This window comes from Qipengyuania nanhaisediminis (genome assembly GCF_045862805.1).
GTDB lineage: Bacteria > Pseudomonadota > Alphaproteobacteria > Sphingomonadales > Sphingomonadaceae > Erythrobacter > Erythrobacter nanhaisediminis_A.
On sequence record NZ_AP025760.1, the window covers coordinates 2,078,427 to 2,100,924 of the forward strand.

Consider the following 22,498-nt stretch of genomic DNA (forward strand, 5'->3'; position numbering starts at 1 on the left):
GCCTGATTGCCCTGTCCCCTTATCGCCTCCAATCCGGTGCGAAACGGCCCGGATCAGCGCCTTGCGGATAACAATTGCCGTTCAGGCGTCTCGTTTTCGTACGCAGGACTACGCAGGGAGGGATTTCTTAAGCGAAATCATGTATGAGCGCCGCCATGACTTCAACGCCTGCACAGCGAATCCTCCTGGCTGAGGACGACGATTCCATGCGCACCTATATCGAGCGCGCCCTTATCAATGCCGGTTACGAGGTCGAGAGTGTCGATCGCGGGACCGAGGCGGTCCCCTTGCTCGAGCAGGACGATTTCGATCTCCTGCTTTCCGACATCGTGATGCCCGAAATGGACGGGATCGAACTCGCGCAGCGCTGCGCCGAAGTCAGCCCGCGCACCAAGGTGATGTTCATCACCGGCTTTGCCGCAGTGAGCCTCCGCGCGAGCCGCGAACAGCCCCATGCCAAGGTACTGTCCAAGCCATTTCACCTGCGCGATCTCGTGCTCGAAGTGGAACGCGCATTCGAGGACCGGCGCGAGGCCAGCCTCTAGCGTTCTCTTTTCGCAAATTTCCGCGCGCGAATCGCTTGCACTCCTCCGGGTCATTCGCTAGTGGGCCGCTCTCGCCTGACTGCCGGCAACGGTCTGCCAGGCGCGAAACGAAGAGAGTGTGGGCGTATAGCTCAGTGGTAGAGCACTGTGTTGACATCGCAGGGGTCGGAAGTTCAACTCTTCCTACGCCCACCATCTTCCCCCTTCCCGACATGGCCTGAATGATCGCGACCTCCGGTCGCGCATAACCGCGTCGGCGCGTCCTGGCCGCGGATTCCCTTCTGGAGAGGGCCTGCCGCGGTGCCCGGCTTGCACCACGCCTCACCTCTGCTAGAGCGCCTTGCAACGGATGGCAGCGCCGTCCGATGCAGTTTCACACATTCGAAAGAGGTACGAGGCGCCAGCCATGCAGAAAATTCAGGTCAAGAACCCGGTCGTCGAGCTCGACGGCGACGAGATGACGAAAATCATCTGGCAGTGGATCCGCGAACGGCTGATCCTGCCCTATCTCGATATCGATCTGAAATATTACGACCTCTCGATCGAGAAGCGTGACGAGACCGACGACCAGATCACCATCGATGCCGCTAACGCGATCAAGGAGCACGGTGTCGGCGTCAAATGCGCGACCATCACCCCCGACGAAGCGCGCGTCGAGGAATTCGACCTCAAGAAGATGTGGGTCAGCCCCAATGGCACGATCCGCAACATCCTGGGCGGCGTGGTCTTCCGCGAACCGATCGTGATCGACAACGTGCCACGGCTGGTGCCGGGCTGGACTCACCCGATCGTGGTCGGCCGTCACGCATTCGGCGACCAGTATCGCGCCAAGGACACGCTGATCCCGGGTCCCGGCAAGCTGCGCCTCGTCTTCGAAGGCGAAGACGGCGAAAACATCGATCTCGACGTGTTCGAATTCGAAAGCTCGGGCATCGCGATGGCGATGTACAATCTCGACGATTCGATCCGCGCCTTCGCGCGCGCCTCGATGAATTACGGGCTCGACCGCAAGTGGCCGGTCTATCTCTCGACCAAGAACACCATCCTCAAGAAGTATGACGGCCGCTTCAAGGACCTGTTCGAGGAAGTCTACGAGAACGAGTTCAAGGACAAGTTCGAAGCTGCCGGCATCACCTACGAGCACCGCCTGATCGACGACATGGTCGCTGCCGCGCTCAAGTGGTCGGGCAAGTTCGTGTGGGCCTGCAAGAACTATGACGGCGACGTCCAGTCGGATACCGTCGCGCAAGGGTTCGGCTCGCTCGGCCTGATGACCAGCGTGCTGATGACGCCCGATGGCAAGACTGTCGAGGCCGAAGCCGCGCACGGCACCGTCACCCGCCACTATCGCCAGCACCAGGAAGGCAAGGCGACCTCGACCAACCCGATCGCCTCGATCTTCGCCTGGACCCGCGGCCTGATGTATCGCGGCAAGTTCGACGACACCCCCGACGTGATCCGCTTCGCCGAGACGCTCGAGCGTGTCTGCATCAAGACGGTCGAGAACGGCCAGATGACCAAGGACCTCGCACTGCTGATCGGCCCGTCGCAGAACTGGCTGACCACCGAGCAATTCTTCGAGGCGATCGTGCAGAACCTCGAAAAGGAAATGCAGAATTGGTCTTGATCGGACCGTGAAAATTGCCGAATTGCGCCGGATACCGGCGTGAAGCCGGGGCGGCCTCTCGATCGCGAGCAGGCCGCCCCTTTCGTCTTGCAAGGAAGCGCGCGTGACCAAGACTCCCCGCTCGATCCGCAATCCCGGCGCCCGGCTGGAAATCCGCCAGGCCAAGCTCGGGGATGTGCGCGCCATCGGCGACCTCGTGCGCCGCGCCTATGACGACCTGCCCGCCTATACCCAGGGCGAGATCAGGGGGCAGATTAACAATTACCCCGAGGGCTGCTTCGTCGCTGTGCTCGACGGCAGGATCGTGGCCTATTGCGCCTCGATGCGGATCGACGAAAAGGTCGCATTGTCGGACCACACCTGGGACGAGGTGACCGGCAACGGGTTCGGATCGCGCCACGACCCCACCGGCGACTGGCTCTACGGATACGAGTTGTGCATCGATCCCGAAGTGCGCGGGACCCGGCTCGGGCGGCGGCTCTACGAGGAACGCCGTGCGCTTGCCGAAAGGCTCGATCTCACCGGCATCGTCTTTGGCGGTCGGATGCCCGGCTTTGCTCGCGCCACCCGCCGCAAGAAGACCAACCGGGCCGAGACGCCGCAGGAATATCTGGAACTCGTGCTCGACGGGAAAATCCACGATCCCGTCCTGCGCTTCCAGCTTGCCAACGGGTTTGAGCCGGCCGGCATTCTTCCCGGCTATCTGCCCGAGGACAAGGCGAGCCGCGGCAATGCGGTGCGGATGGTCTGGCGCAACCCCTATGTCGATGCCGACGCCCCGCCCAAGCACCGCCTGCCGCGCGATGTCGAAGGGGTGCGCATCGCCACCTGCCAGCTCCAGGCGCGCGCGGTCTCGGGCTTTGACGAATTCATGAGGCAGGTCGAATATTTCATCGACGTCGCCTCGGATTACGAGAGCGACTTCATCGTCTTTCCCGAGCTCTTCACGCTGATGCTGCTTTCGGCCGAGGAGGACGAGCTATCGCCGATCGAGGCGATCGAGGCGCTGTCGCAATACACCCCGAAAATCCGCCAGCGATTGTCGGAAATGGCGCTGTCCTACAACATCAACATCATCGGCGGGTCGCACCCCACCCGCATGCCCGACGGCGACATCCACAATGTCGCCTATGTGTGCCTGCGCGACGGGTCGATCTACGCTCAGGAAAAGATCCATCCCACCCCCAACGAGGCCTATTGGTGGAACATCAAGGGCGGCGACAGCATCGATGCGATCCCGACCGATTGCGGGCCGATAGGGGTGCTGATCTGCTATGACAGCGAATTCCCCGAACTCGCCCGCCGCCTTGTCGATGAAGGCGCGCGCATCATCTTCGTGCCGTTCTGCACCGACAGCCGCCAGGGCTATATGCGGGTGCGCTATTGCGCTGCGGCGCGCGCGATCGAGAACCAGTGTTATGTCGTGATGAGCGGCAATGTCGGCAATCTGCCCAATGTCGCGAACATGGACATCCAGTATGCCCAGAGCTGCATTCTCACCCCTTGCGATTTCCCCTTCGCGCGCGACGGGATCGCCGCCGAGGCTTCGGAGAATGTCGAGACGCTGACGATCAGCGACGTCAATCTGGCTGACCTGCAATGGGCGCGCGCCGAAGGCACGGTGCAGAATCTGGCCGATCGCCGTTTCGACCTCTACCGGATCGAATGGGACAAGCGCGTCGGCAATATTTCCGACCCGCTCGGGGAACAGCTCGACACCGGACCTGTCAGCACGTCAGGCGCGCGCGGGCATGGCGGCGGATGACTTGCATGGCGGATGACATCGCGCCGCGGTGGGGCTAACCCCGGGTCATGGCTGGCGAACTGACCATGTCCCCTGTGATGCAGGATGCGCTGGTGATCCTCGGATCAGCCGGCATCGTCATTCCTGTCTTCGCGCGGTTCCGGATCACGCCGATCATCGGTTTCATCATGATCGGCATTCTCGTCGGCCCCTTCGGGCTCGGCTCGCTGGTCGATACCGTGCCCCAGCTTGCCTATGTCACCATATCCGACCCCGAACGATTGACCCCCTTTGCCGATTTCGGGATCATCTTGCTGCTGTTCGCAATCGGGCTCGAACTGTCGTTCAACCGCCTGTGGCAATTGCGCAAGCTGGTGTTCGGGCTCGGCAGTCTCGAACTGCTGATCATCGGCAGCGTATCGGCGACTTTCTTCGCCTATTACAGCGGGCTTGATACCACCGCTGCGCTTGCGCTGGGATTTGCGCTCGCCTTCTCATCGACTGCGATCGTGCTGCCTATTTCGGGGACCAAATCGCCGGTCGGTCGCGCCGCGCTTTCGATGCTGTTGTTCGAGGACATCATGATCGTTCCGATCATCTTCATCCTCGGCGCGCTCGCACCCAGCGCTTCGGCCGACGGGGTGGAGAACCTCACAAACACGCTCGTCCAGGGCGGGTTCGTCATCCTAGTCCTGCTCGTCGTTGGCCGCTTCGCGCTCCCCAGCCTGTTCAGCCAGGCCGCCCGCACGAAAAGCCCCGAGCTGTTCCTCGCCGCCTCGCTCCTGGTGGTGATCGGATCGAGCCTCGCCACCGCGGCGACCGGCCTGTCACCGATCGTGGGCGCACTGATCGCCGGGCTGCTGATCGCCGAGACCGAATATCACGGCGAGGTCGAGAGCATCATGGAGCCGTTCAAGGGGCTCGCGCTCGGCATTTTCCTCATCACCATCGGGATGAGCGTCGATATCGCCGCGATCTGGGCGGATCTCGGGACGATCATGGCCGCGGTCGTCGGCGTGCTGGTGTTCAAGGCGATCATCACCGGCAGCCTGCTGCGGATGATGGGCGCACGCCGCAGCACCGCAGCGGAAACCGGCGTCCTGATGGCCAGCCCGAGCGAGACCACACTGATCGTGCTCGCCGCTGCCACCAGCGCATTGGTGATCGACACCGAGACCGCGCGATTCTGGCAGGTGGTCACCGCGATCGGCCTTACGGTCACCCCGTTGCTGGCTCGTCTCGGACGGGTGATCGCGCGCCGGGTCGAAGCCGTGCCCGAACTGCCCGAGGAGGACCATGACGAGGCGCGCACCATTATCATTGGTGGCGGCCGCGTCGGGCGGCTCGTCGCAGACATGCTGGTCAGGCACGACCAGCCCTATGTCATGCTCGATGCCAATCCGGACCTAATCGACAGTGCCAAGCGCGACGGTTACCGCGCCACTTTCGGCGATGCCGCGCGCGGCGACGCGCTCGACCGGCTCGGAATAGAGCGCGCCCACGCCGTGGTCCTGACCATGGACGAACCGGTCCTGGCCCAGCGCCTCGTTGCCAAGCTACGCGGCGAATATCCCGATCTCCAGATCGTCGTGCGCGCCCGCGATACCGACCACGCAGCCCAGCTTTACCGTTCGGGTGCGAGCCATGCCGTGCCCGAAACGCTCGAAAGCTCGCTGCAATTGTCCGAGGCCGTGCTGGTCGAGATCGGGGTGGCGATGGGTCCGGTGATCGCCTCGATCCACGAAAAGCGCGATGAATATCGCGAACGGCTCGAACGCGATGGAGGCCTCAAGGAAAAGCCCAAATTGCGCACCAGTTGAGGCGAATGGCGAAACAATCCGGCGGCCTCGTGCGTTGGTCAGGCAAAGGAGATTTTGCATGAGCCATCACGACGACCCCACCAAGCCGACCCCGAACAGCGAGAAGTTCAAGCCGCAGAATGTCGAGGGTCCGCTCAAGGACCAGGCGCCCACCGACCAGGGCCGCGGACAGCCGGGCGATACCGGCGGCAATGACCTGTCCAAGGGTAGCGACGGCGTGACCAAGACCACGCCCGACGCCTGAACCGATCTTGTTCTTCGCGCGCTCGCCTACCCCGCGAGCGCGCGCTTGACCGCCTCTATCGCCTCGCTGGCCTTGGCGCCTTCAGGCCCGCCGCCCTGCGCCATGTCGGCACGGCCGCCGCCGCCCTTGCCGCCCAGCACTTCCACGCCAGCACGCACAAGGTCGACCGCGCTGAATTTCCCGGTCAGGTCATCGGTCACCGCGGCCGCGATCGCCGCCTTGCCGTCATTGACCGCGACAATCGCGGCCACTCCCGAACCGAGCCGTGCCTTGGTCTCGTCGAGCAGCGGTCGCAGTTCCTTCGGGCTCAACCCTTCGAGAACCTGGCCGCTGAAGGTCACCCCTCCAATCTCTTCATCGCCCCCGCCCGGTCCGCTTTCGCCGCCCGCGCTGGCACCGCCGCCGAGCGCGAGCGCCTTCTTCGCCTCGGCCAGCTCCTTCTCGAGCCGCTTGCGTTCATCGAGCAGAGCGGTGATGCGCTGTGGAACGTCCTCGGGCGTCGTGCGGATTGCGCTCGCGGCGGATTTCAGAGCGTCTTCGCGCGCGACCAGCCAGCGGCGCGCCGCCTCGCCGGTCAGCGCCTCGATCCGGCGCACGCCCGACGAGACCGCGCTTTCCGAGATAATCCGGAATATGCCGATATCGCCGGTCGCCTTGACGTGAGTGCCGCCGCAAAGCTCCACCGAGTAGTGCCGACCCTGCTCGGTCGAGCGGCCCATCGAGAGCACGCGCACCTCGTCGCCATATTTCTCGCCGAACAGCGCGAGCGCCCCTGCCTCGACAGCGTCATCAGGGCTCATCAGCCGTGTGCCGACCGGCTCGTTGGCGAGAATTTCTGCGTTCACCTCGGCTTCGATCGCCGCGATTTCGTCATCGCTCAACGCCTTTGGATGCGAGAAGTCGAATCGCAGGCGGTCCTGAGCGACCAGCGACCCCTTCTGCGTCACGTGTCCGCCGAGCTGGTTGCGAAGCGCGGCATGGACGAGGTGTGTGGCCGAGTGATTGGCGCGGATCTGGTCGCGGCGCGTCGCGTCGACTTCGAGGTGGACGATGTCACCGCGAGCGACCGTTCCGGCCTCGATCTGCGCCTTGTGGGTGTGGAGGCGGCCGAGCGGCTTCCCGGTATCGGAGACCTTGGCACGCAGCCCCTCGCCATCGGTGATCGTGCCGCTATCGCCGGTCTGGCCGCCGCTTTCGCCGTAAAAAGGCGTCTGGTTGGTAAGGATCACCACTTCATCGCCAGCGCCGGCGCTGTCGATCTCGGCCCCGTCCTTGACGATTGCGACCACGGTGCCCTCGCCGGTTGTCGCGGTGTATCCGGTGAATTCGGTCGCGCCTTCGCGTTCCGCGATGTCGAACCAGACCTCGCCCGATGCGGCTTCGCCCGAGCCCTTCCACGCGGCGCGGGCGGCCTCTTTCTGGCGCTCCATCGCGGCATCGAACCCTTCGCGGTCAACCCCGATCCCGCGCGCGCGCAGAGCGTCTTCGGTGAGGTCGTAGGGAAAGCCGTAAGTGTCGTAGAGCCGGAAGGCGGTCTCGCCGTCGAGACTTGCGCCAGCCTCCATGTCGCCGGTCGCCTCGTCGAGCAGCTTGAGACCCTTGTCGAGCGTCTTGCGGAACTGGGTCTCCTCGCGTTCGAGCACTTCCTCGATCAGCGCCTGGCCGCGTTGCAATTCGAGATAGGCCTGGCCCATTTCGGCGACGAGTGCTGGCACGAGCCGATGCATCAGCGGTTCGCTTGCTCCCAGCAGGTGCGCATGGCGCATGGCGCGCCGCATGATCCGGCGCAGCACGTATCCGCGCCCCTCGTTCGAGGGCAGGACGCCATCGGCCATCAGGAACGAGGTCGAGCGCAGGTGATCGGCGATGACCCGGTGCGAGGCGGTCGCATCCCCCTCGGCCGCGACGCCGGTCATGCCTTCGGATGCGGCGATCAACGCCTTGAAGGTGTCGGTGTCGTAATTGTCGTGAACGCCCTGCATGACCGCGGCGATGCGTTCGAGCCCCATGCCGGTGTCGATCGATGGGCTCGGCAGGTCGCGGCGGGTGCCATCGGCCTGCTGCTCGTATTGCATGAAGACGAGGTTCCAGATCTCGATGAAACGATCGCCGTCCTCGTCCGCGCTGCCGGGAGGGCCTCCGGGAATGTGTTCGCCGTGATCGTAGAAGATTTCCGAGCACGGGCCGCACGGGCCGGTATCGCCCATCGACCAGAAATTGTCAGCCGTGGCGATGCGGATGATGCGGTCTTCGGGAAGGCCGGCAATCTTGCGCCAGAGATCGAAGGCCTCGTCATCGGTGTGATAGACGGTTGCCGTGAGCTTGTCGGCGGGCAGGCCCCATTCGCGCGTCAGCAGCGTCCAGGCGTTCTCGATTGCCTCCGCCTTGAAATAGTCGCCGAACGAGAAATTGCCGAGCATTTCGAAGAAGGTGTGGTGGCGCGCGGTGTATCCGACATTGTCGAGATCATTGTGCTTGCCCCCTGCGCGCACGCATTTCTGTGAGGAGGTCGCGCGCGGTGCCGGCGGGGTCTCGAGGCCGGTGAAGACATTCTTGAACGGCACCATGCCCGCATTGACGAACATCAGCGTGGGATCGTTGTGCGGCACCAGCGGCGCACTCGGCACCGCGGCATGGTCACGCCCCTCGAAGAATTCGAGGAAGGAACGGCGGATATCGTTGGTCGAAGTCATGGCGCTGGATGTCATGACAGCGCAGTTAGGCAAAGCGCTTGGCGGCGACAAGCCGGTAATGCGCTCGTGGCCTGCAATGGACGGGATACGTCACGCATGGTGCCAATGATCAGCTTGGACTTGGCGAGCGGCGGCTCTTCGGCGAACAACGAAAAACCGGCGCGAAATGCATCTCCTGGGCAAGGAGAGCCTTCGCGCCGGTATTCCGGTTGTCCGGGCGCGCGATCCGGGCAGATCGCGCCAGTGCTCCCTCAATAGAGGAGCGCCCGCTTGAGGATCAGCCTTCGGGCGACGCGTCCGGTCCCGTCATCATCTCCTCGGCGACCTCGTCGGTTTTACCGCGAATGGCGGCTTCCAACCGGTCGCAAACTTCAGGGTTCTCTTTCAGGTAGGTCTTGGCGTTCTCACGGCCCTGGCCGATCCGGACGCTGTCATAGGAATACCAGCTGCCCGATTTCTCGACGATGCCGGCCTTCACTCCGAGATCGAGGATTTCGCCGATCTTGGATATGCCTTCGCCATACATGATGTCGAACTCGACCTGCTTGAACGGCGGGGCGACCTTGTTCTTGACGACCTTGACGCGGGTCGAGTTGCCGATCACCTCGTCGCGGTCCTTGATCTGGCCGGTGCGGCGGATGTCGAGCCGGACCGAAGCGTAGAACTTGAGCGCGTTGCCGCCTGTCGTAGTCTCGGGGTTGCCGTACATCACGCCGATTTTCATGCGCAGCTGGTTGATGAAGATCACCATGCACTTCGAACGGTTAATCGAACCGGTCAGCTTGCGCAGCGACTGGGACATGAGCCGCGCCTGGAGGCCGACATGCGAATCGCCCATCTCGCCCTCGATCTCGGCGCGGGGAACGAGCGCGGCGACCGAATCGACCACCAGCACGTCAATCGCGTTCGAACGCACGAGCGTGTCAGTGATTTCAAGCGCCTGTTCGCCGGTATCGGGCTGCGAGACGATCAGTTCGTCGATGTCCACGCCCAGCTTGCGGGCATAGACCGGGTCGAGCGCGTGTTCGGCATCGACGAAAGCCGCGGTGCCGCCAGCCTTCTGCGCCTCGGCGATGCAATGCAGCGCGAGGGTCGTCTTGCCCGAGCTTTCGGGGCCATACACTTCGATCACGCGACCCTTGGGAAGGCCGCCAATGCCAAGGGCGATGTCGAGACCGAGCGAACCGGTGGAAATCGATTCCACCTGCATCGCCTCTTTCGAGCCCAGCTTCATCGCCGAGCCCTTGCCGAATGCCCTGTCGATCTGTGCGAGTGCGGCGTCGAGCGCCTTTTGACGGTCCACGTCGTTTTCCTTTTCTACCAGCTTCAGATTGGTAGCCATCGCACGCACTCCTTCGCTTGCCTAGGGCCGGTTGAAGAGTTTCAACCGGCTGTCGGGAATGCCCCATGCGTCCCCGTGTTGGATACGATGTATCGGCTTTGTTCCAAAAGAACAAGAGTGGAACGAAATTTATTTTCGGCCGTGCTTTCAGCCGCCTGGCGCGGCCTTTGCCTCGCGCATCACCGCCCCCACCTTCTCGCTGATCGCCGCAACGCTGAAAGGCTTCGCGATGAAGTGCATGTTGGGGATGTCGATTTCGCTGCGCAGGTTCTCCTCGGCATAGCCCGACATGAACAAAACCGGGATTTCGGGCCGCTGCTTGCGGATCGCGCGGACCATGGCCGGGCCGTCCATTCCCGGCATGACGACGTCGCTCACCACGAGATCGAACTCGGCCCCGCTCGCGATCGCCGCCAGCCCTTCCTCGCCGCCCGGGCAGGCGGTGATCTCGTATCCGGCGCGCGACAGCGCACGCTCTGCGACCGCGCGGACCATGTCCTCGTCCTCGACCAGCAGGACCTTGCCGCCGACCGACCAATCGGAAGAAGGCGCGGGAGCGGTCTCCTCGCGGCGGCGCGGCGCTTCGCCGTGATGGACCGGGAAATAGATGGTGAAGCGCGCTCCCTGGACCCGTCCCGCCGAATCGGTGACATTGTCGGCAAAGATGAAGCCGCCCGACTGCTTGACGATGCCATAGACGGTCGAGAGGCCCAGCCCGGTTCCCTTGCCCTGCTCCTTGGTCGTGAAGAACGGTTCGAACAGCTTGGGGAGGACCTCTGCCGGGATACCTCCGCCATCGTCCTGGACGATCAGCACGGTATAGTCGGCAGCCGGCAGGATTTCCGAGCCGAGCTTGACCACTTCGCCAGACTTGATGCTGCGGGTCATCAGCGAGACCCGCCCTTCGGCCTTGCCCTGGCGCGCCGGGCGCTTGCCCGCCTGGATCGCGTCGCGGGCATTGACCGCGAGGTTCATGATCACCTGTTCGAGCTGCTGCGGGTCGGCGCGCACCGCACCCAGGTTGCGATCGTGCTGGACGAAATAGTCGATTTTCTCGCCGAGCAGCCGCTTGATCAGCGGTCCGACCTCGCTGACCACGTCGGGCAGTTGGAGAATCTCGGGCCGCAGCGTCTGCTGGCGCGAAAAGGCGAGCAATTGCCGGGTGAGCGAGGCGGCGCGGTTGGAATTGGCGCGGATCTGCTGGATGTCGTCGTAATCGCTGTCGCCCGGCGTGTGGCGCAAGAGCATGAGATCGCAGGTCCCGATGATCGCGGTCAGGACATTGTTGAAATCGTGCGCCACGCCGCCTGCCAGCTGGCCTACCGCCTGCATCTTGGTGGCCTGAGCGACCTGGCGCTTGAGCTGGTTTTCTTCCGAACTGTCGGCAAGGCTCAAAAGCACGGCCGCCTCGCCCAGCCCGCGAACCCCGGCAAGACCCATCGAGACCGGCTCGTCGGGCTGCGAGGCCAACCGCACCGCCATGTCGCCGCTGATTGCGGGTCCGCGTCCGTGGCGGCGGACCGCGTCGGAAAGGGCGGCCTTGTCCTCGCGGGTGACGAGGTCGGTGGGAAAGGCCGGGAGCCCGCGCCCCTCGCGCCCGACCGAGCGCAGGAAGGCATCGTTGCCGAACAGGAACCGTCCGTCGCGATCGGTCATGGCAAGGCCGAGGGGCAGCTGGGCAAGCAGCGCTTCGAGCTGCGCAACGCCGGCCTGGGCGCTGCCATCCCAGTGGCTGCCGATCCCCACCCCGCTATCGATCAGCAGCATGAGCGAATCGCCTTCATCGGCGGTCGGGACCGTTCCCGCGGCCGAAGGCTCCGAAAGCGGCACGTCGATCAGCGTCTGCGGAGTGCCGGCGCGGCCTTCGCGCGCGAAGAAGATGCGGTCGCGGTCATCGGCGCGCAGGAAGGAGACGAAATCCTGCCCGACCAGCGTTGCCTTCTCGTCGCCCGCCGCGCGCTCGGCAAAGCCGGGGCTGACCGAGCGCACCACGCCTTCGCCCGAAGTGATCGCCGCCTCGATCCCGGCCCGGCTCAAGATACGTCCCAATGCGCCCGACAGGTCGAGCTCAGCGGCAAGATCGCGCGCCTCGGTAGTCCTGGGAGAAAAGCACCAGATCAGGTGATCGTCGCCGCGGCCCGCGCGGGTCGCGGTGATCGACCATTCGCGGCCCTTGTCGCCGAGGCTGTCGCACGAACTCGCCCCGTCGCGCCATGCTTCGCGCGCAAGACGGCTGGCGACCTCGAGGCCCGCGCGTTCGAAGGGTAGCGATGGCGGCGCGCTGGAGATGCCGAAGCTTTCGACGAAGGCCTCGTTGGCACAGACCAGGCGATTGGCGCGATCGGTGATGGCGATCGCCTCGCCCGCGCGTTCGATCGCCGCGACGGTGACAGACCAGTCCGGCGCAGCCAGTTCGCGCGCGCTTTCGGGGCGGGCCATGCGGGCAAAGGCGTTTGCGCCTGCAAGGAGAACCGCGAGCCCCGCGGCATAAGCGAGCGCGAGCAGCCAGTCCGAGGTGGCGACGAGCAGGAGCAGCGCGCTTGCAAGCAGCGCAGCGCCGACCGCGGCGAGCACCGCCTTGTCGGGCATCTGCGCCTCCTGGTTCACGCTGTCGCTGTCCGTGAAAAGCACCGCTTCGTCCTCCTGCCGCGCAACTCGCGACGAACCGCGCGCGATCGCACTTGCCTAGTTTGCGCTCAAGCGCTCGTCGAGCCGCTCTTCCATCCGTTTCAGCCGTTTTGCCCGCTTGCGTGCAACCAGGACGCGCCAGACCGCGCTAGAGAGGAGATAGCCCACCGCCGAGGAGACCACTGCGAGCACGAAGAAGCCGACCACGGTCACTCCGGCCACCTCGAAGGCATCGATCACCCATTGCCAGGTGCCCGATCGCAATTGCTCGTTGGCGACCCCGGATGTCGCGGCATCGATCCGCAGGATGAAGCGCCCGACCTGGTTGGCCACCACTGCCCAGAAGGCGATGGTGAACGGGTTCGTGACGAAGGTCACCAGCGCGGCGAGCGGGACATTGGCGCGCGCCGGAAAAGCGAGGAAGGCTGCGAGGAATATCTGTCCGACCGGGATGATGAAGGCGCTGAACAGTCCCAGCGCCACCCCGCGCGGAACCGAGCGCCGGGTGAACCGCCACAATTCGGGAAGCAGGAAACGGTGCGCGATCGGCTTGAGATACTTGCTCTGCGCCATCTCCTTGCGGCTCGGCATGTATTTGCGGATCAGGTCCGCGGCCAAGGTCTTGCTCTTGAAGGAGATCGAGGATTTCTTGTCGGCCATGGTCAGGCCCCGCCCATGCGCCGCGCGCGCGGTGAAGACAAGCGCAGCAGTCGGGTTATCGCAAGATTGGCCATGACACCCATATGGGTAGCATCGCGCATGTGACCAGATGGTGGCAGCGCAGTTGAGGCAAAATGCGTTGAGGCGAGCCCGGCGCGCATGCCGGTCATGCCCGGTCGCGCATGATCCGGGCCTTGTCGCGTTTCCAGTCGCGCTCCTTGATGCTGGCGCGCTTGTCGTGCGCCTGCTTGCCCTTGGCCAGGGCGAGCTCGACCTTGGCGCGGCCGGTCTTGTTGAAATAGACCGAAAGCGGCACCAGCGTCATGCCCTTGCGTTCGACCGCTCCGAACAGCTTGTTGATTTCGCGCCCGTGCAGAAGCAGCTTGCGCGGCCGGCGCGGTTCGTGATTGAGCCGGTTCCCGTGGCTGTATTCGGGAATGTTGGCATTGATCAGCCAGACCTCGCCATCGCGGACCTCGGCATAGCTTTCCGCGATCGAGGCCTCGCCTGCCCTCAGCGCCTTCACTTCGGTGCCCTGCAGCGCGAGCCCGGCTTCGAACTTTTCCTCGATCTGATAGTCGAAGCGTGCGCGCCGGTTCTCGGCGACGGTCTTGTGCTTGTCGAAGGTTTCGGGTTTGGGGCGGGCCATAGGCTGGAGGCATGTAGGCGCGCGCGCGGCAAAGGAAAAGGGGGATCGGCGCGCGGCGCGAAACCCGCTTGCCAATTCTTCTGTTTGCAGGTCAATCCGTGACGCAGGCGGGGAAAGAGACAATGGACGATCACTTCGAAATCGGCGGACAGCGCATCGGGCGAGGCGTACAGGCCGATGTCGCGCTTCCGGTCACGACCATGGCGACCGGGCTCGATTCGCAGCTCGCGGTGCGGGTGCTCAACGGCGCCAGCCAGGGGCCGGTCGTGTTCATAAGTGCCGCGATCCACGGGGACGAGATCATCGGCACCGCGATCATCCAGCGGATCGCCAGCATGATTGCGCCCGGCGCGCTGTCGGGCACGCTGATGCTGGTGCCGGTTGCCAATATCTTCGGTTTCCTGAATCGCACCCGCTACCTGCCCGACAGGCGCGATCTCAACCGCAGCTTTCCCGGCAGCGCCAATGGCTCGCTCGCGGGGCAATTCGCGCACGTGTTCTTTACCGAGGTGGTAAGCCGGTCCACGCTCGGGATCGATATCCATTCGGCCGCGGTGCACCGCTACAACCTGCCCCAGATCCGCATTGCTGCGGGCAACAAGCGGCTCGTGGAACTGGCGATGACATTCGCCCCGCCAGTGGTGATCGAAAGCCCCCTGCGCCCGGGTTCGCTGCGTGCGCTGGCGCACGGACAGGGCGTGGAAATGCTCCTGATGGAAACCGGAGAGGCGCTGCGCTTCGACAGGTTCTCGATCGATTGCGGGGTGACCGGCATTCTGCGCGTGCTCGCCGATCTCGGCATGATCGCGCCGGACCCTTCCATTCCCGAACCTCATATCCCGGCCCGGGCGAACAAGTCGCGCTGGGTCCGTTCCGCGCGCGGCGGCGTCACGCACCGCGTGCGCAAATCGGGCGATGCGGTGCGCAAGGGTGACCTGCTTGCCGTCGTCTCGGGCCTGTTCGGCGAAGATCCGCAGGAGATCACCAGCCCGATCGACGGTCTCATCATCGGCCATGCGACCTTGCCGGTGGTCCACCAGGGCGATGCGTTGTTTCACATCGCCATCGTCGACCACCCCGAGGCGGTGGGCGCACGGATCGAGAGCATGACCGATGCGATCCATGCCAGCGAACCGGAAGGCTTCGCCGAGGCGCTGCTCGACGAGGACGAGGTGCTTTAGCCGCGCGTCAGACGAGCCCGGCATGCTCCAGCGCCTCGTCCACGGCTTTGCGCGAGGCTTCGCTCGCCTCGACGATCGGCAGACGCACGCTGGGCGAAAACCAGTCGTGCACGCGGCTGAGCGCATATTTGACCGGAGCGGGGCTGGCATCGGAGAACATCGCATAATGCAGCGGGAACAGCCGGTCATTGAGCTCGCGCGCCTTTTCGAGCTCGTTCGCGGCGATCGCGGCGTGGAAGTCGGCGCACAGCCTCGGCGCGACATTGGCGGTGACCGAGATCGCCCCCCTTCCCCCCGCCGCCGCGTGCGGCAGCCACAATTCGTCATTGCCTGACAACTGGCAGAAATCGTGACCGATCCCCATCCGGTGGTCGGCAACGCGTGACAGGTCGCCGCTGGCATCCTTGATCGCGACGATGCGCTCGGGATATTTGCGGACCAGTTCGACCACCGTCTCGTCCTCGATATCGGTGACGGTGCGGCTCGGCACGTTGTAGAGCACGATCGGCAGGTCGCAGCACTCGGCAAGATGGCTGAAATGGGCGATCAGCCCGGCCTGGCTGGGGCGGTTGTAATAAGGCGCGACGCACAGCCCCGCTGCCGCGCCCGCCTTCTTGGCAAAGCTCATGTGGAGCGCGGCGTTACGGGTGTCGTTGGAACCGCAGCCCGCGATCACCGGCACCCGGCCCGCGGCCTGTTCGATGCAGACCTCGATTACCCGGTGGTGTTCGGCATTCGACAGGGTCGATGCCTCGCCGGTTGTCCCGCAGGGCACGAGCGCGGAACTGCCGTTCTCGATCTGCCAGTCGACCAGCTTGCGAAAAGCCGCCTCGTCAAACGTTCCGTCGCGAAAAGGAGTCGCCAGAGCGGGAATGGAGCCGCTGAACATTGAATAATATCCCGTATCAATCACATAGATGCATGGCGTAAAACCTGCGCGGGGGAACAAGGCCCCGCGCCCGCCATTTCTGTTAAGCGCCTGATAAGGAGCCGATCGGCACTGTGTCCAGCATGACCCGCAAAATGATGACCCGCCCCCTTGCAATCGCCACGCTCGTCCTTGCGACAGGCGGCGGGTTCGCTGTTCCCGCGAATGCTCAGGCGACCGGCGACGGCACGCGGAGCAGCATGGTCGCCTTCCAGCCGAGCCAGATCGGAGCCGCGATCCAGCGCTGGGAGCAATTGCACGGCCGCGGCGAATACCTGTTCGCCGATTACGCCGGCTTCGCGCTCGCTTATCCCGATTTCCCGCGCACCGAGATTCTTCGCATCCGCGCCGAAAACCGCCTCGATGAAGAGGCTCCGCCCAGCGAGGATGTGCTCGCCTTCTTCGACCGCCACCCCCCGATCACCAATTCCGGGCGCGCGCGCTATGCGCTGTTGCTGGCAGGAGCGCAGCGCGCAGAAGCCTTCGATGTCGCGCGTGAAGCGTGGCGTGGCGGCAGCATGAGCGGGCCTGCCGAGGCGTATCTGCTGGGTCTTTACGGCAACCGCTTCACCGCCGCCGATCACAGCGCGCGTATCGACGCGCTTTTGTGGCAGGGTGATGCCCAAGCCGCCGAACGCCAGCTGATCAATCTCGCCCCTGCCGAACGCGAACTTGCCATCGCCCGGCTCGCACTCGTGCGCGGAACGACACCCGGCGAGGCGGGGGTGGCGGTGCCAGCCGATGCGCTGCGCCATGCAGGCTATGTCTACAATCTCGTGAAACATTACCGCGCGCGCCGCCAGACCGAGGCGGCGATCGACCTGCTCGCCAATCGCCCCGCCTTCGTTGCGCCTGCCTTCGACCCCGCGGCCCTGGTCGGCGAAATGCTCGCCACCGCCGAGGCCGCAGGTTCTGCAAGCACGGTCCTGATCGCCAGCAAGATCGATGACCTGTTCGAGCCCGGCACCGATATCAGCGCCGGGTCGTTCACCCTGCGCGACCGCTATACCGACCTGATGTGGAAGGGCGGCACCAACGCCTTGTGGCGGCTCGGAGACGGTGCCACCGCCGCGCCGCTGTTCCTGCGCTATGGCGAGGCTGCGCGCACCCCGCTGACCCGCGCAAAGGGTTTCTACTGGGCCGGGCGCGCCGCGCGCCAGGCCGGTCTGGCCGAGGACGCGACCCGCTATTTCGAGATGGCGGCGCAATATCCGCACTATTATTACGGGCAGCTATCGATCAGCGCATTGGGCCGTCCGATGCCCGATTTCGCTCCCCTGCCCCGCCCGCAAGTCGACGCTGACACGCGCGCCGCCTTCGAAGCCGATCCGCTTACCAAAGCGCTGCGCGAACTGGCGCGCAATCGCCGCGACTGGCGCACCGAGCGGCGCTTTTTCCAGGCCATCGGCGAAGCGGCGGACACGCCCGAAAAGCTGAGCCTCGTCGCCGACCTCGCCGAAGAGCTGCGGCTGCCCGAAATGGCGGTCGTGGTCGGCATGGAAGCCGGTTCGAACGGGATCAAGGGCTTCGAACGGGTCGGGTTCCCGACCTATGACGCGCCGCGCGCGGTCAATGACTGGACCATGGTCCACGCGATCAGCCGGCAGGAAAGCGAATTCGACCGCACCCGCCAGAGCCATGCCGGCGCGCGCGGGATCATGCAGCTGATGCCGGGCACGGCGCGCGAACAGGCAGGCAAGCTGGGCATGCGCTACATGTCGGCAAGCCTGTTCGATGATACCGATTACAATATCCGCCTGGGCGATGCCTATTTCGCACGGATGATGGATTATTACGGCGGTGCCTACCCGCTCGCGATCGGAGCCTACAATGCCGGGCCCGGCCGGGTGAACCAGTGGCTGCGCCTCAACGGCGATCCGCGCACCGGCGAGATCGACTGGGTCACCTGGATCGAGAAGATTCCCGCCAATTTCGAGACCCGCTATTACATCATGCGCGTGCTCGGCAATGCGGTAAGCTATTCGCACATGTATCCCGAAAAGGCCGGCCTGCCGCGCCCGATCGACAGCTTCCTGCGCTAGGACCCATGGCTGCCCCTGCCCGCCCGAATAGCGGGCCGCCGATCACCCCTGCCGGCATGGCCGCGCTCAAGGCGCGCTACGATCACCTGCTCGGCACCGAACGGCCCGAGATCGTCGCTATCGTCAGCTGGGCGGCGGGCAATGGCGATCGCTCGGAAAACGGCGATTACATCTATGGCCGAAAGCGCATGCGCGAAATCGATCGAGAGCTGGGTTATCTGGCGCGCAGGATGAAGGCCTGCCGGGTGATCGATCCGGCCGAGCAGCGCGACCAGGACCGGGTCTTTTTCGGAGCGACGGTCGAACTTGCCGACGAGGACGATGCGCGCCGGACGATCACGATCCTGGGGGACGATGAGCAGGACGCGGGCAAGGGCCGGGTCGGTTGGTCCTCTCCGATCGCGCGGGCCTTGCGCGGCGCTTGTGTGGGCGATGTTCGCACGGTGCGCTTGCCAGATGGGGTCAAGGAATGGGAAGTCATGGCGATCCGTTATGAATAGACCTGCAATCCTGCTCTCGTCCGTGCTCGCCATGGCAGCCAGCGTTCTGGCCACCAGCCCGCTCGCCGCGCGCGACAGCCTCGGCGTGTTTTCGAACTGGGCCGCATTTCGCGATGCCAGCCCGCAGCGCTGCTATGCCATCGCCAAGCCGGTGCGCGGCGCGGATACCGGCCCGTTTGCCAGCGTTAGCACCTGGCCGCGCCAATCGGTGCGCGGTCAGGTGCATCTGCGCCTCTCGCGCGCGGTGGCGGCCTCTGGCGACGTGCGCCTGGTCGTCGGCAACCGCTCCTTCGCGCTTGCCGCCAATGGCCGCAATGCCTGGGCGCAGAATGCGCAGATGGATGCCCGTATCGTCGCCGAGATGCGGACCGCAGCACGGATGCGCGTCACCGGCCGCGACAATGCCGGGCGGCGGTTCACTGACCGATATGACCTGACAGGAGCAGCCACCGCGATCGATGCCGCGGTCGTCGGCTGCGCGGCCCGCACACGCCGGTAATCCCGGGTCCGGAACCAAGAGCGCCGGACGCATCGCCCGATGCGCCCGGCCCCCGAAATGGTTCCTGTCGGATCAGTGCCTGATCAGAAGCGCCAGCCGACGCCTGCCAGGACCTGGTGACGGTCGAGATCGATCTCGCCCAGGTCTTCATCGGGGCGGGATTCATCCTCGAAATCGATCTCGGCATCCGAATAATTCGAATAGCGGTATTCGAGCTTGGCATAGGCGTTTTCGCCAAAGGCATGCTCGAGACCCGCGCCGACCCGGTAACCATCGGTGTCGATCGACGAACGGAAGTCTTCGCCGTCAAAGGTCGAATTGAGGTTGTAGCGGGCATTGGTATAACCGCCCTTCACGTAGGCCAGCGTGCGTTCGCCGACCGTCGCGCCGACGCGCGCGCCGAGATAGATGTCGCGGCCGCTCGACACGTCGCCAAGGCCGATATTCTCGAAATCGCCATCCTCGAACTCGGCATCGGCGGTCGAGGTGGTCAGTTCCGTCTCGACACCGAAGACGACGCCGTTGCCGGTGTTGACGTCGTAACCGGCCTGCGCGCCATAGACGACGCCGTCGATCGACTGGTCATTGTTGGGGTTGCCGTCATCATCGGTGGTGCTTCCGGCGCGCGAGCTGTCATAGCCGCCCAGGGCTTCGAGACGGAAGCCATTGAACGGATCGTCGGCGCTCTGCGCCATTGCGGGGGTCGTAACAGCCAGAGCCGAAGCTGCGGCCAGAAGGGTCGTGAACGTTTTCATGTCAATTTTACTCCGTTGTCGTTCGAGCGGCCAGGGGGCGCCGCCTCGACCCTGAAAACGGATCACGAGCCGCGATTGTTTCATGAACAGGGCACAACAAGAAGCTGTTGTAATGGCGCAACAATCACGCCGACGAAGTGTGCTCTGCGAACGCTGGATCGAATGCGCAAACTTGCATCGACAGATCGTGCGATCTGATCGCCGGAATGCGGGAACCGGCGCCGGGCCTCGCGCATTTTGCCGCGCCCTCGGGTTCGCGCGAGAGATCACGGGCACGGGCAGGCTTTGCTTTGTGCGCCGAGCGACACTATATGCGCCGCGCAAGCCCATGACAGATACGACCCTCATGACCATTCCCGGGCAGGTTGACCCGGTGCCGATCGCGCGTGACATCACGCCGCGCGCCGATGGCCGCATCGACCTGATCGGGCTTTCGCGCGACCGCATCCGCGAGCTTTTCACCGAGGCCGGGCTCGACCCGCGCCAGGCCAAGCTGCGCGCCAAGCAGGTGTTCCACTGGCTCTATCACCGCGGCGCCACCGATTTTGCGCAGATGACCGATATCGCCAAGACCATGCGTCCCTGGCTTGCCGAAAGGTTCGTGATCGGTCGCCCGAACGTGGTCGAGGCGCAGCATTCCTCGGACGGCACCCGCAAATGGCTGCTGCGCACCGATGACGGCCATGATTTCGAAATGGTCTTCATCCCCGATGCCGATCGCGGGACGCTGTGCGTGTCGAGCCAGGTCGGCTGCACGCTCAACTGCACCTTCTGTCACACCGGCACCATGCGGCTCGTCCGTAATCTCACGCCGGGCGAGATCGTCGGACAGGTCATGCTCGCGCGCGATGCGCTGGGCGAATGGCCCAAGGGCCGGATGGACGGTCTTGGTGACGAGGATGCCGGCCACTACACTGCCGATGGGCGCCTGCTCACCAATATCGTGATGATGGGCATGGGCGAACCGCTCTACAATTTCGATCATGTCCGCGACGCGCTCAACCTGGTGATGGATGGCGATGGCCTGGCGCTGTCCAAGCGGCGCATCACCTTGTCGACCAGCGGCGTCGTCCCGGCGATGGAACGCTGCGGCGAGGAGATCGGTGTCAATCTCGCGGTCTCTCTCCATGCCGTGCGCAAGGAGGTGCGCGACGAAATCGTGCCTCTCAATCGCAAATACGGGATCGAGGAACTGCTCCAGGCCTGTGCCGATTATCCCGGCGCCTCGAATGCGCGCCGCATCACCTTTGAATATGTGATGCTCAAGGACAAGAACGACAGCGACGAGGATGCGCGCGAACTGGTGCGCCTGCTCAAGCAATTCGACTTGCCGGCCAAGGTCAACCTGATCCCCTTCAATCCCTGGCCGGGAGCGAATTACGAATGTTCGACGCCCGAACGCATAAGGGCCTTCAGCGATATCGTTTTCGAAGGCGGTATCAGCGCGCCGGTGCGCACGCCGCGCGGGCGCGACATCGATGCCGCCTGCGGCCAGCTGAGAACCGCAGCCGAAAAGAAGAGCCGCGCCCAGCGCGACCGCGAGGCGGCCGCTGCCAAGGCCAAGGCCGAGGCGAAGGCATAGTTTTCGCGCAAAGGGGCTGACACGCGCTCACTGATCGGCCACCATCAAGGCTTGATGCACGATTTGCCGCGATGGAGCCCTGAGGATGACTAGCCGCACCAAACTCGCCATGCTCGGCGCCGCCCTGCTGGTGCTGCCTCAAGCGATGGTCGCTGCGCAGGACCGGGCCGATGGCGCCCCTGTCAGCGAGACGCTCGTCGGCGACGCGCTGCCCGGTGCGTTCTTCATGAAGCCCGAGGGCGACGGGCCTTTCCCCGCGCTCATCCTGCTCGGCGGGAGCGAAGGCGGTGACAGCAGCGCGCGGAGAAAAGCCCCGCACTTCCTTGAACACGGCTATGGGGTGCTCGGCCTTCCCTATTACTCGCCCGCATGGGGACGCCCTGCGCAATTTCCCGAACTGCCGCAGGCATTCGATGCCATCCCGGTCGAAAAAGCCGAGATCGCGCGCGCATGGCTCGCCGCGCGCGCCGATGTGCGCGGAGATGATATCGGCATTTACGGCGCTTCCAAAGGCGCGGAATTTGCGCTGCTGGCGGGCGCGCATTTCGATGGGTTTGCCGCGATCGCGGCGATCGTGCCAAGCGACGTGGTTTGGGAAGGATGGGGCCCGGGAACGAGCCCCGGAGCCGTCAGCTCGTTCAGCCTGAACGGCGAACCGCTGCCCTTCGTCCCCTATATCGGGATGCAGGAAGCCTTTGCCGAGGCCAGCGCCAGCGGAACGCGCGCGCGGCTGCGCATCCCGCATGATCGCGGTCGCCACGCTTTTCCTGAGCGCGCGGTCGCGGCGCGCATCGCGGTCGAGGCGATCGACGAACCCGTCCTCGTGGCGGGAGGTGACGCGGACAATGTCTGGAATTCCGGAGAAATGGCGCAAGCCATCGCCGAACGCCGCGCCGAGGCGGGGCTCGACACGGTCAGCCTTATCTTCACCGATGCCGGCCACGCGCTGTCGGGCACTGGCGCTCCCAGCGACTGGGCGAGCGAAGACGAGGTCGAAGCGCAGAAGATCATCTGGCCAGCCACGCTCGAGTTTCTCGCCGCGCACCTGAAGGACTGAAG

18 protein-coding genes and 1 tRNA gene are annotated in these 22,498 nt (G+C 64.7%); 12 read left to right on the forward strand and 7 right to left on the reverse strand.

Annotation, left to right across the window (positions count from 1 at the left end):
- Window positions 1-155: 155 nt before the first annotated feature.
- The 6 genes from cpdR (at window position 156) to ACKTSM_RS10065 (ending at window position 5,980) form a co-directional block, all read left to right on the forward strand.
- Window positions 156-545 (forward strand): cell cycle two-component system response regulator CpdR, encoded by a 390-nt coding sequence (gene cpdR / locus ACKTSM_RS10040; RefSeq protein ID WP_407874517.1) that lies wholly within the window; start codon window positions 156-158, stop codon window positions 543-545.
- A 120-nt stretch (window positions 546-665) separates the two neighbouring features.
- Window positions 666-740: transfer RNA gene (locus tag ACKTSM_RS10045), tRNA-Val, on the forward strand.
- A 211-nt stretch (window positions 741-951) separates the two neighbouring features.
- Window positions 952-2,172 carry an NADP-dependent isocitrate dehydrogenase gene (locus tag ACKTSM_RS10050; RefSeq protein WP_407874518.1) on the forward strand — a complete coding sequence of 407 codons (1,221 nt, stop codon included), beginning with the start codon at window positions 952-954 and terminating at the stop codon, window positions 2,170-2,172.
- A 103-nt stretch (window positions 2,173-2,275) separates the two neighbouring features.
- The gene (locus ACKTSM_RS10055) at window positions 2,276-3,937 is read left to right on the forward strand and encodes a GNAT family N-acetyltransferase (RefSeq protein ID WP_407874519.1); all 1,662 of its coding nucleotides are present in this window, start codon (window positions 2,276-2,278) and stop codon (window positions 3,935-3,937) included.
- A 47-nt stretch (window positions 3,938-3,984) separates the two neighbouring features.
- The gene (locus ACKTSM_RS10060; protein ID WP_407874520.1) at window positions 3,985-5,736 is read left to right on the forward strand and encodes a cation:proton antiporter; all 1,752 of its coding nucleotides are present in this window, start codon (window positions 3,985-3,987) and stop codon (window positions 5,734-5,736) included.
- Window positions 5,737-5,794: 58 nt separating this feature from the next.
- Window positions 5,795-5,980 carry a hypothetical protein gene (locus ACKTSM_RS10065; protein WP_407874521.1) on the forward strand — a complete coding sequence of 62 codons (186 nt, stop codon included), beginning with the start codon at window positions 5,795-5,797 and terminating at the stop codon, window positions 5,978-5,980.
- Window positions 5,981-6,006: 26 nt separating this feature from the next.
- Here ACKTSM_RS10065 and alaS read toward each other — a convergent pair whose 3' ends face one another.
- From alaS to smpB, 5 genes are all read right to left on the reverse strand, one after another.
- The gene (alaS, locus tag ACKTSM_RS10070) at window positions 6,007-8,673 is read right to left on the reverse strand and encodes an alanine--tRNA ligase (protein WP_407874522.1); all 2,667 of its coding nucleotides are present in this window, start codon (window positions 8,671-8,673) and stop codon (window positions 6,007-6,009) included.
- A 277-nt stretch (window positions 8,674-8,950) separates the two neighbouring features.
- The gene (gene recA, locus ACKTSM_RS10075; RefSeq protein WP_407874523.1) at window positions 8,951-10,015 is read right to left on the reverse strand and encodes a recombinase RecA; all 1,065 of its coding nucleotides are present in this window, start codon (window positions 10,013-10,015) and stop codon (window positions 8,951-8,953) included.
- Window positions 10,016-10,162: 147 nt separating this feature from the next.
- Entirely contained in the window at window positions 10,163-12,604 is a 2,442-nt protein-coding gene (locus ACKTSM_RS10080) for a response regulator (protein ID WP_407876352.1), read from the reverse strand.
- Between the two features lie 96 nt (window positions 12,605-12,700).
- Window positions 12,701-13,234, reverse strand: coding sequence for a DUF2062 domain-containing protein (locus tag ACKTSM_RS10085; RefSeq protein WP_407876353.1), 534 nt, complete (start codon window positions 13,232-13,234; stop codon window positions 12,701-12,703).
- A gap of 235 nt (window positions 13,235-13,469) precedes the next feature.
- On the reverse strand, window positions 13,470-13,952 hold the full coding sequence (gene smpB, locus ACKTSM_RS10090) for an SsrA-binding protein SmpB (protein WP_407874524.1): 483 nt from the start codon (window positions 13,950-13,952) through the stop codon (window positions 13,470-13,472).
- A gap of 122 nt (window positions 13,953-14,074) precedes the next feature.
- On the opposite strand from smpB, the gene ACKTSM_RS10095 reads away from it, so the two are divergent.
- A complete protein-coding gene (locus ACKTSM_RS10095) occupies window positions 14,075-15,133 on the forward strand; it encodes a succinylglutamate desuccinylase/aspartoacylase family protein (RefSeq protein WP_407874525.1) in 1,059 nt (352 codons plus the stop codon).
- A 7-nt stretch (window positions 15,134-15,140) separates the two neighbouring features.
- Here the strand turns inward: ACKTSM_RS10095 and dapA are convergent, their stop codons facing one another.
- Window positions 15,141-16,022, reverse strand: coding sequence for a 4-hydroxy-tetrahydrodipicolinate synthase (gene dapA, locus ACKTSM_RS10100; protein WP_407874526.1), 882 nt, complete (start codon window positions 16,020-16,022; stop codon window positions 15,141-15,143).
- Window positions 16,023-16,156: 134 nt separating this feature from the next.
- Here dapA and ACKTSM_RS10105 point away from each other — a divergent pair, with 134 nt between their 5' ends.
- Genes ACKTSM_RS10105 through ACKTSM_RS10115 form a run of 3 tightly spaced genes read left to right on the forward strand, consistent with a single transcriptional unit; the run spans window position 16,157 to window position 19,102 of the window.
- Window positions 16,157-18,103, forward strand: coding sequence for a lytic transglycosylase domain-containing protein (locus ACKTSM_RS10105; RefSeq protein WP_407874527.1), 1,947 nt, complete (start codon window positions 16,157-16,159; stop codon window positions 18,101-18,103).
- 5 nt (window positions 18,104-18,108) lie between these two features.
- On the forward strand, window positions 18,109-18,603 hold the full coding sequence (greB, locus tag ACKTSM_RS10110; protein ID WP_407874528.1) for a transcription elongation factor GreB: 495 nt from the start codon (window positions 18,109-18,111) through the stop codon (window positions 18,601-18,603).
- On the forward strand, window positions 18,596-19,102 hold the full coding sequence (locus ACKTSM_RS10115) for a hypothetical protein (protein ID WP_407874529.1): 507 nt from the start codon (window positions 18,596-18,598) through the stop codon (window positions 19,100-19,102). Before greB ends, ACKTSM_RS10115 begins: the two co-directional genes overlap by 8 nt.
- 83 nt (window positions 19,103-19,185) lie before the next feature.
- Here the strand turns inward: ACKTSM_RS10115 and ACKTSM_RS10120 are convergent, their stop codons facing one another.
- Window positions 19,186-19,857 carry an outer membrane protein gene (locus tag ACKTSM_RS10120; RefSeq protein WP_407874530.1) on the reverse strand — a complete coding sequence of 224 codons (672 nt, stop codon included), beginning with the start codon at window positions 19,855-19,857 and terminating at the stop codon, window positions 19,186-19,188.
- A 328-nt stretch (window positions 19,858-20,185) separates the two neighbouring features.
- Between ACKTSM_RS10120 and rlmN the strand changes: the two genes are divergently transcribed.
- Complete coding sequence (gene rlmN, locus ACKTSM_RS10125; RefSeq protein ID WP_407874531.1) at window positions 20,186-21,439, forward strand: 23S rRNA (adenine(2503)-C(2))-methyltransferase RlmN; 1,254 nt, start codon at window positions 20,186-20,188, stop codon at window positions 21,437-21,439.
- A gap of 85 nt (window positions 21,440-21,524) precedes the next feature.
- Entirely contained in the window at window positions 21,525-22,496 is a 972-nt protein-coding gene (locus ACKTSM_RS10130) for an alpha/beta hydrolase family protein (RefSeq protein WP_407874532.1), read from the forward strand.
- Window positions 22,497-22,498 lie beyond the last annotated feature (2 nt).

Excerpts from the sequence above, each read along its gene's own strand:
- cpdR (WP_407874517.1), top strand. The coding sequence starts at position 156 with ATGACTTCAACGCCTGCACAGCGAATCCTCCTGGCTGAGGACGACGAT.
- ACKTSM_RS10050 (WP_407874518.1), top strand. The coding sequence starts at position 952 with ATGCAGAAAATTCAGGTCAAGAACCCGGTCGTCGAGCTCGACGGCGAC.
- ACKTSM_RS10060 (WP_407874520.1), top strand. The coding sequence starts at position 3,985 with ATGGCTGGCGAACTGACCATGTCCCCTGTGATGCAGGATGCGCTGGTG.
- ACKTSM_RS10065 (WP_407874521.1), top strand. The coding sequence starts at position 5,795 with ATGAGCCATCACGACGACCCCACCAAGCCGACCCCGAACAGCGAGAAG.
- alaS (WP_407874522.1), bottom strand. The coding sequence starts at position 8,673 with ATGACTTCGACCAACGATATCCGCCGTTCCTTCCTCGAATTCTTCGAG.
- recA (WP_407874523.1), bottom strand. The coding sequence starts at position 10,015 with ATGGCTACCAATCTGAAGCTGGTAGAAAAGGAAAACGACGTGGACCGT.
- ACKTSM_RS10080 (WP_407876352.1), bottom strand. The coding sequence starts at position 12,604 with ATGCCCGACAAGGCGGTGCTCGCCGCGGTCGGCGCTGCGCTGCTTGCA.
- ACKTSM_RS10085 (WP_407876353.1), bottom strand. The coding sequence starts at position 13,234 with ATGCCGAGCCGCAAGGAGATGGCGCAGAGCAAGTATCTCAAGCCGATC.
- smpB (WP_407874524.1), bottom strand. The coding sequence starts at position 13,952 with ATGGCCCGCCCCAAACCCGAAACCTTCGACAAGCACAAGACCGTCGCC.
- ACKTSM_RS10095 (WP_407874525.1), top strand. The coding sequence starts at position 14,075 with ATGGACGATCACTTCGAAATCGGCGGACAGCGCATCGGGCGAGGCGTA.
- dapA (WP_407874526.1), bottom strand. The coding sequence starts at position 16,022 with ATGTTCAGCGGCTCCATTCCCGCTCTGGCGACTCCTTTTCGCGACGGA.
- ACKTSM_RS10105 (WP_407874527.1), top strand. The coding sequence starts at position 16,157 with ATGATGACCCGCCCCCTTGCAATCGCCACGCTCGTCCTTGCGACAGGC.
- greB (WP_407874528.1), top strand. The coding sequence starts at position 18,109 with ATGGCTGCCCCTGCCCGCCCGAATAGCGGGCCGCCGATCACCCCTGCC.
- ACKTSM_RS10115 (WP_407874529.1), top strand. The coding sequence starts at position 18,596 with ATGAATAGACCTGCAATCCTGCTCTCGTCCGTGCTCGCCATGGCAGCC.
- ACKTSM_RS10120 (WP_407874530.1), bottom strand. The coding sequence starts at position 19,857 with ATGAAAACGTTCACGACCCTTCTGGCCGCAGCTTCGGCTCTGGCTGTT.
- rlmN (WP_407874531.1), top strand. The coding sequence starts at position 20,186 with ATGACAGATACGACCCTCATGACCATTCCCGGGCAGGTTGACCCGGTG.
- ACKTSM_RS10130 (WP_407874532.1), top strand. The coding sequence starts at position 21,525 with ATGACTAGCCGCACCAAACTCGCCATGCTCGGCGCCGCCCTGCTGGTG.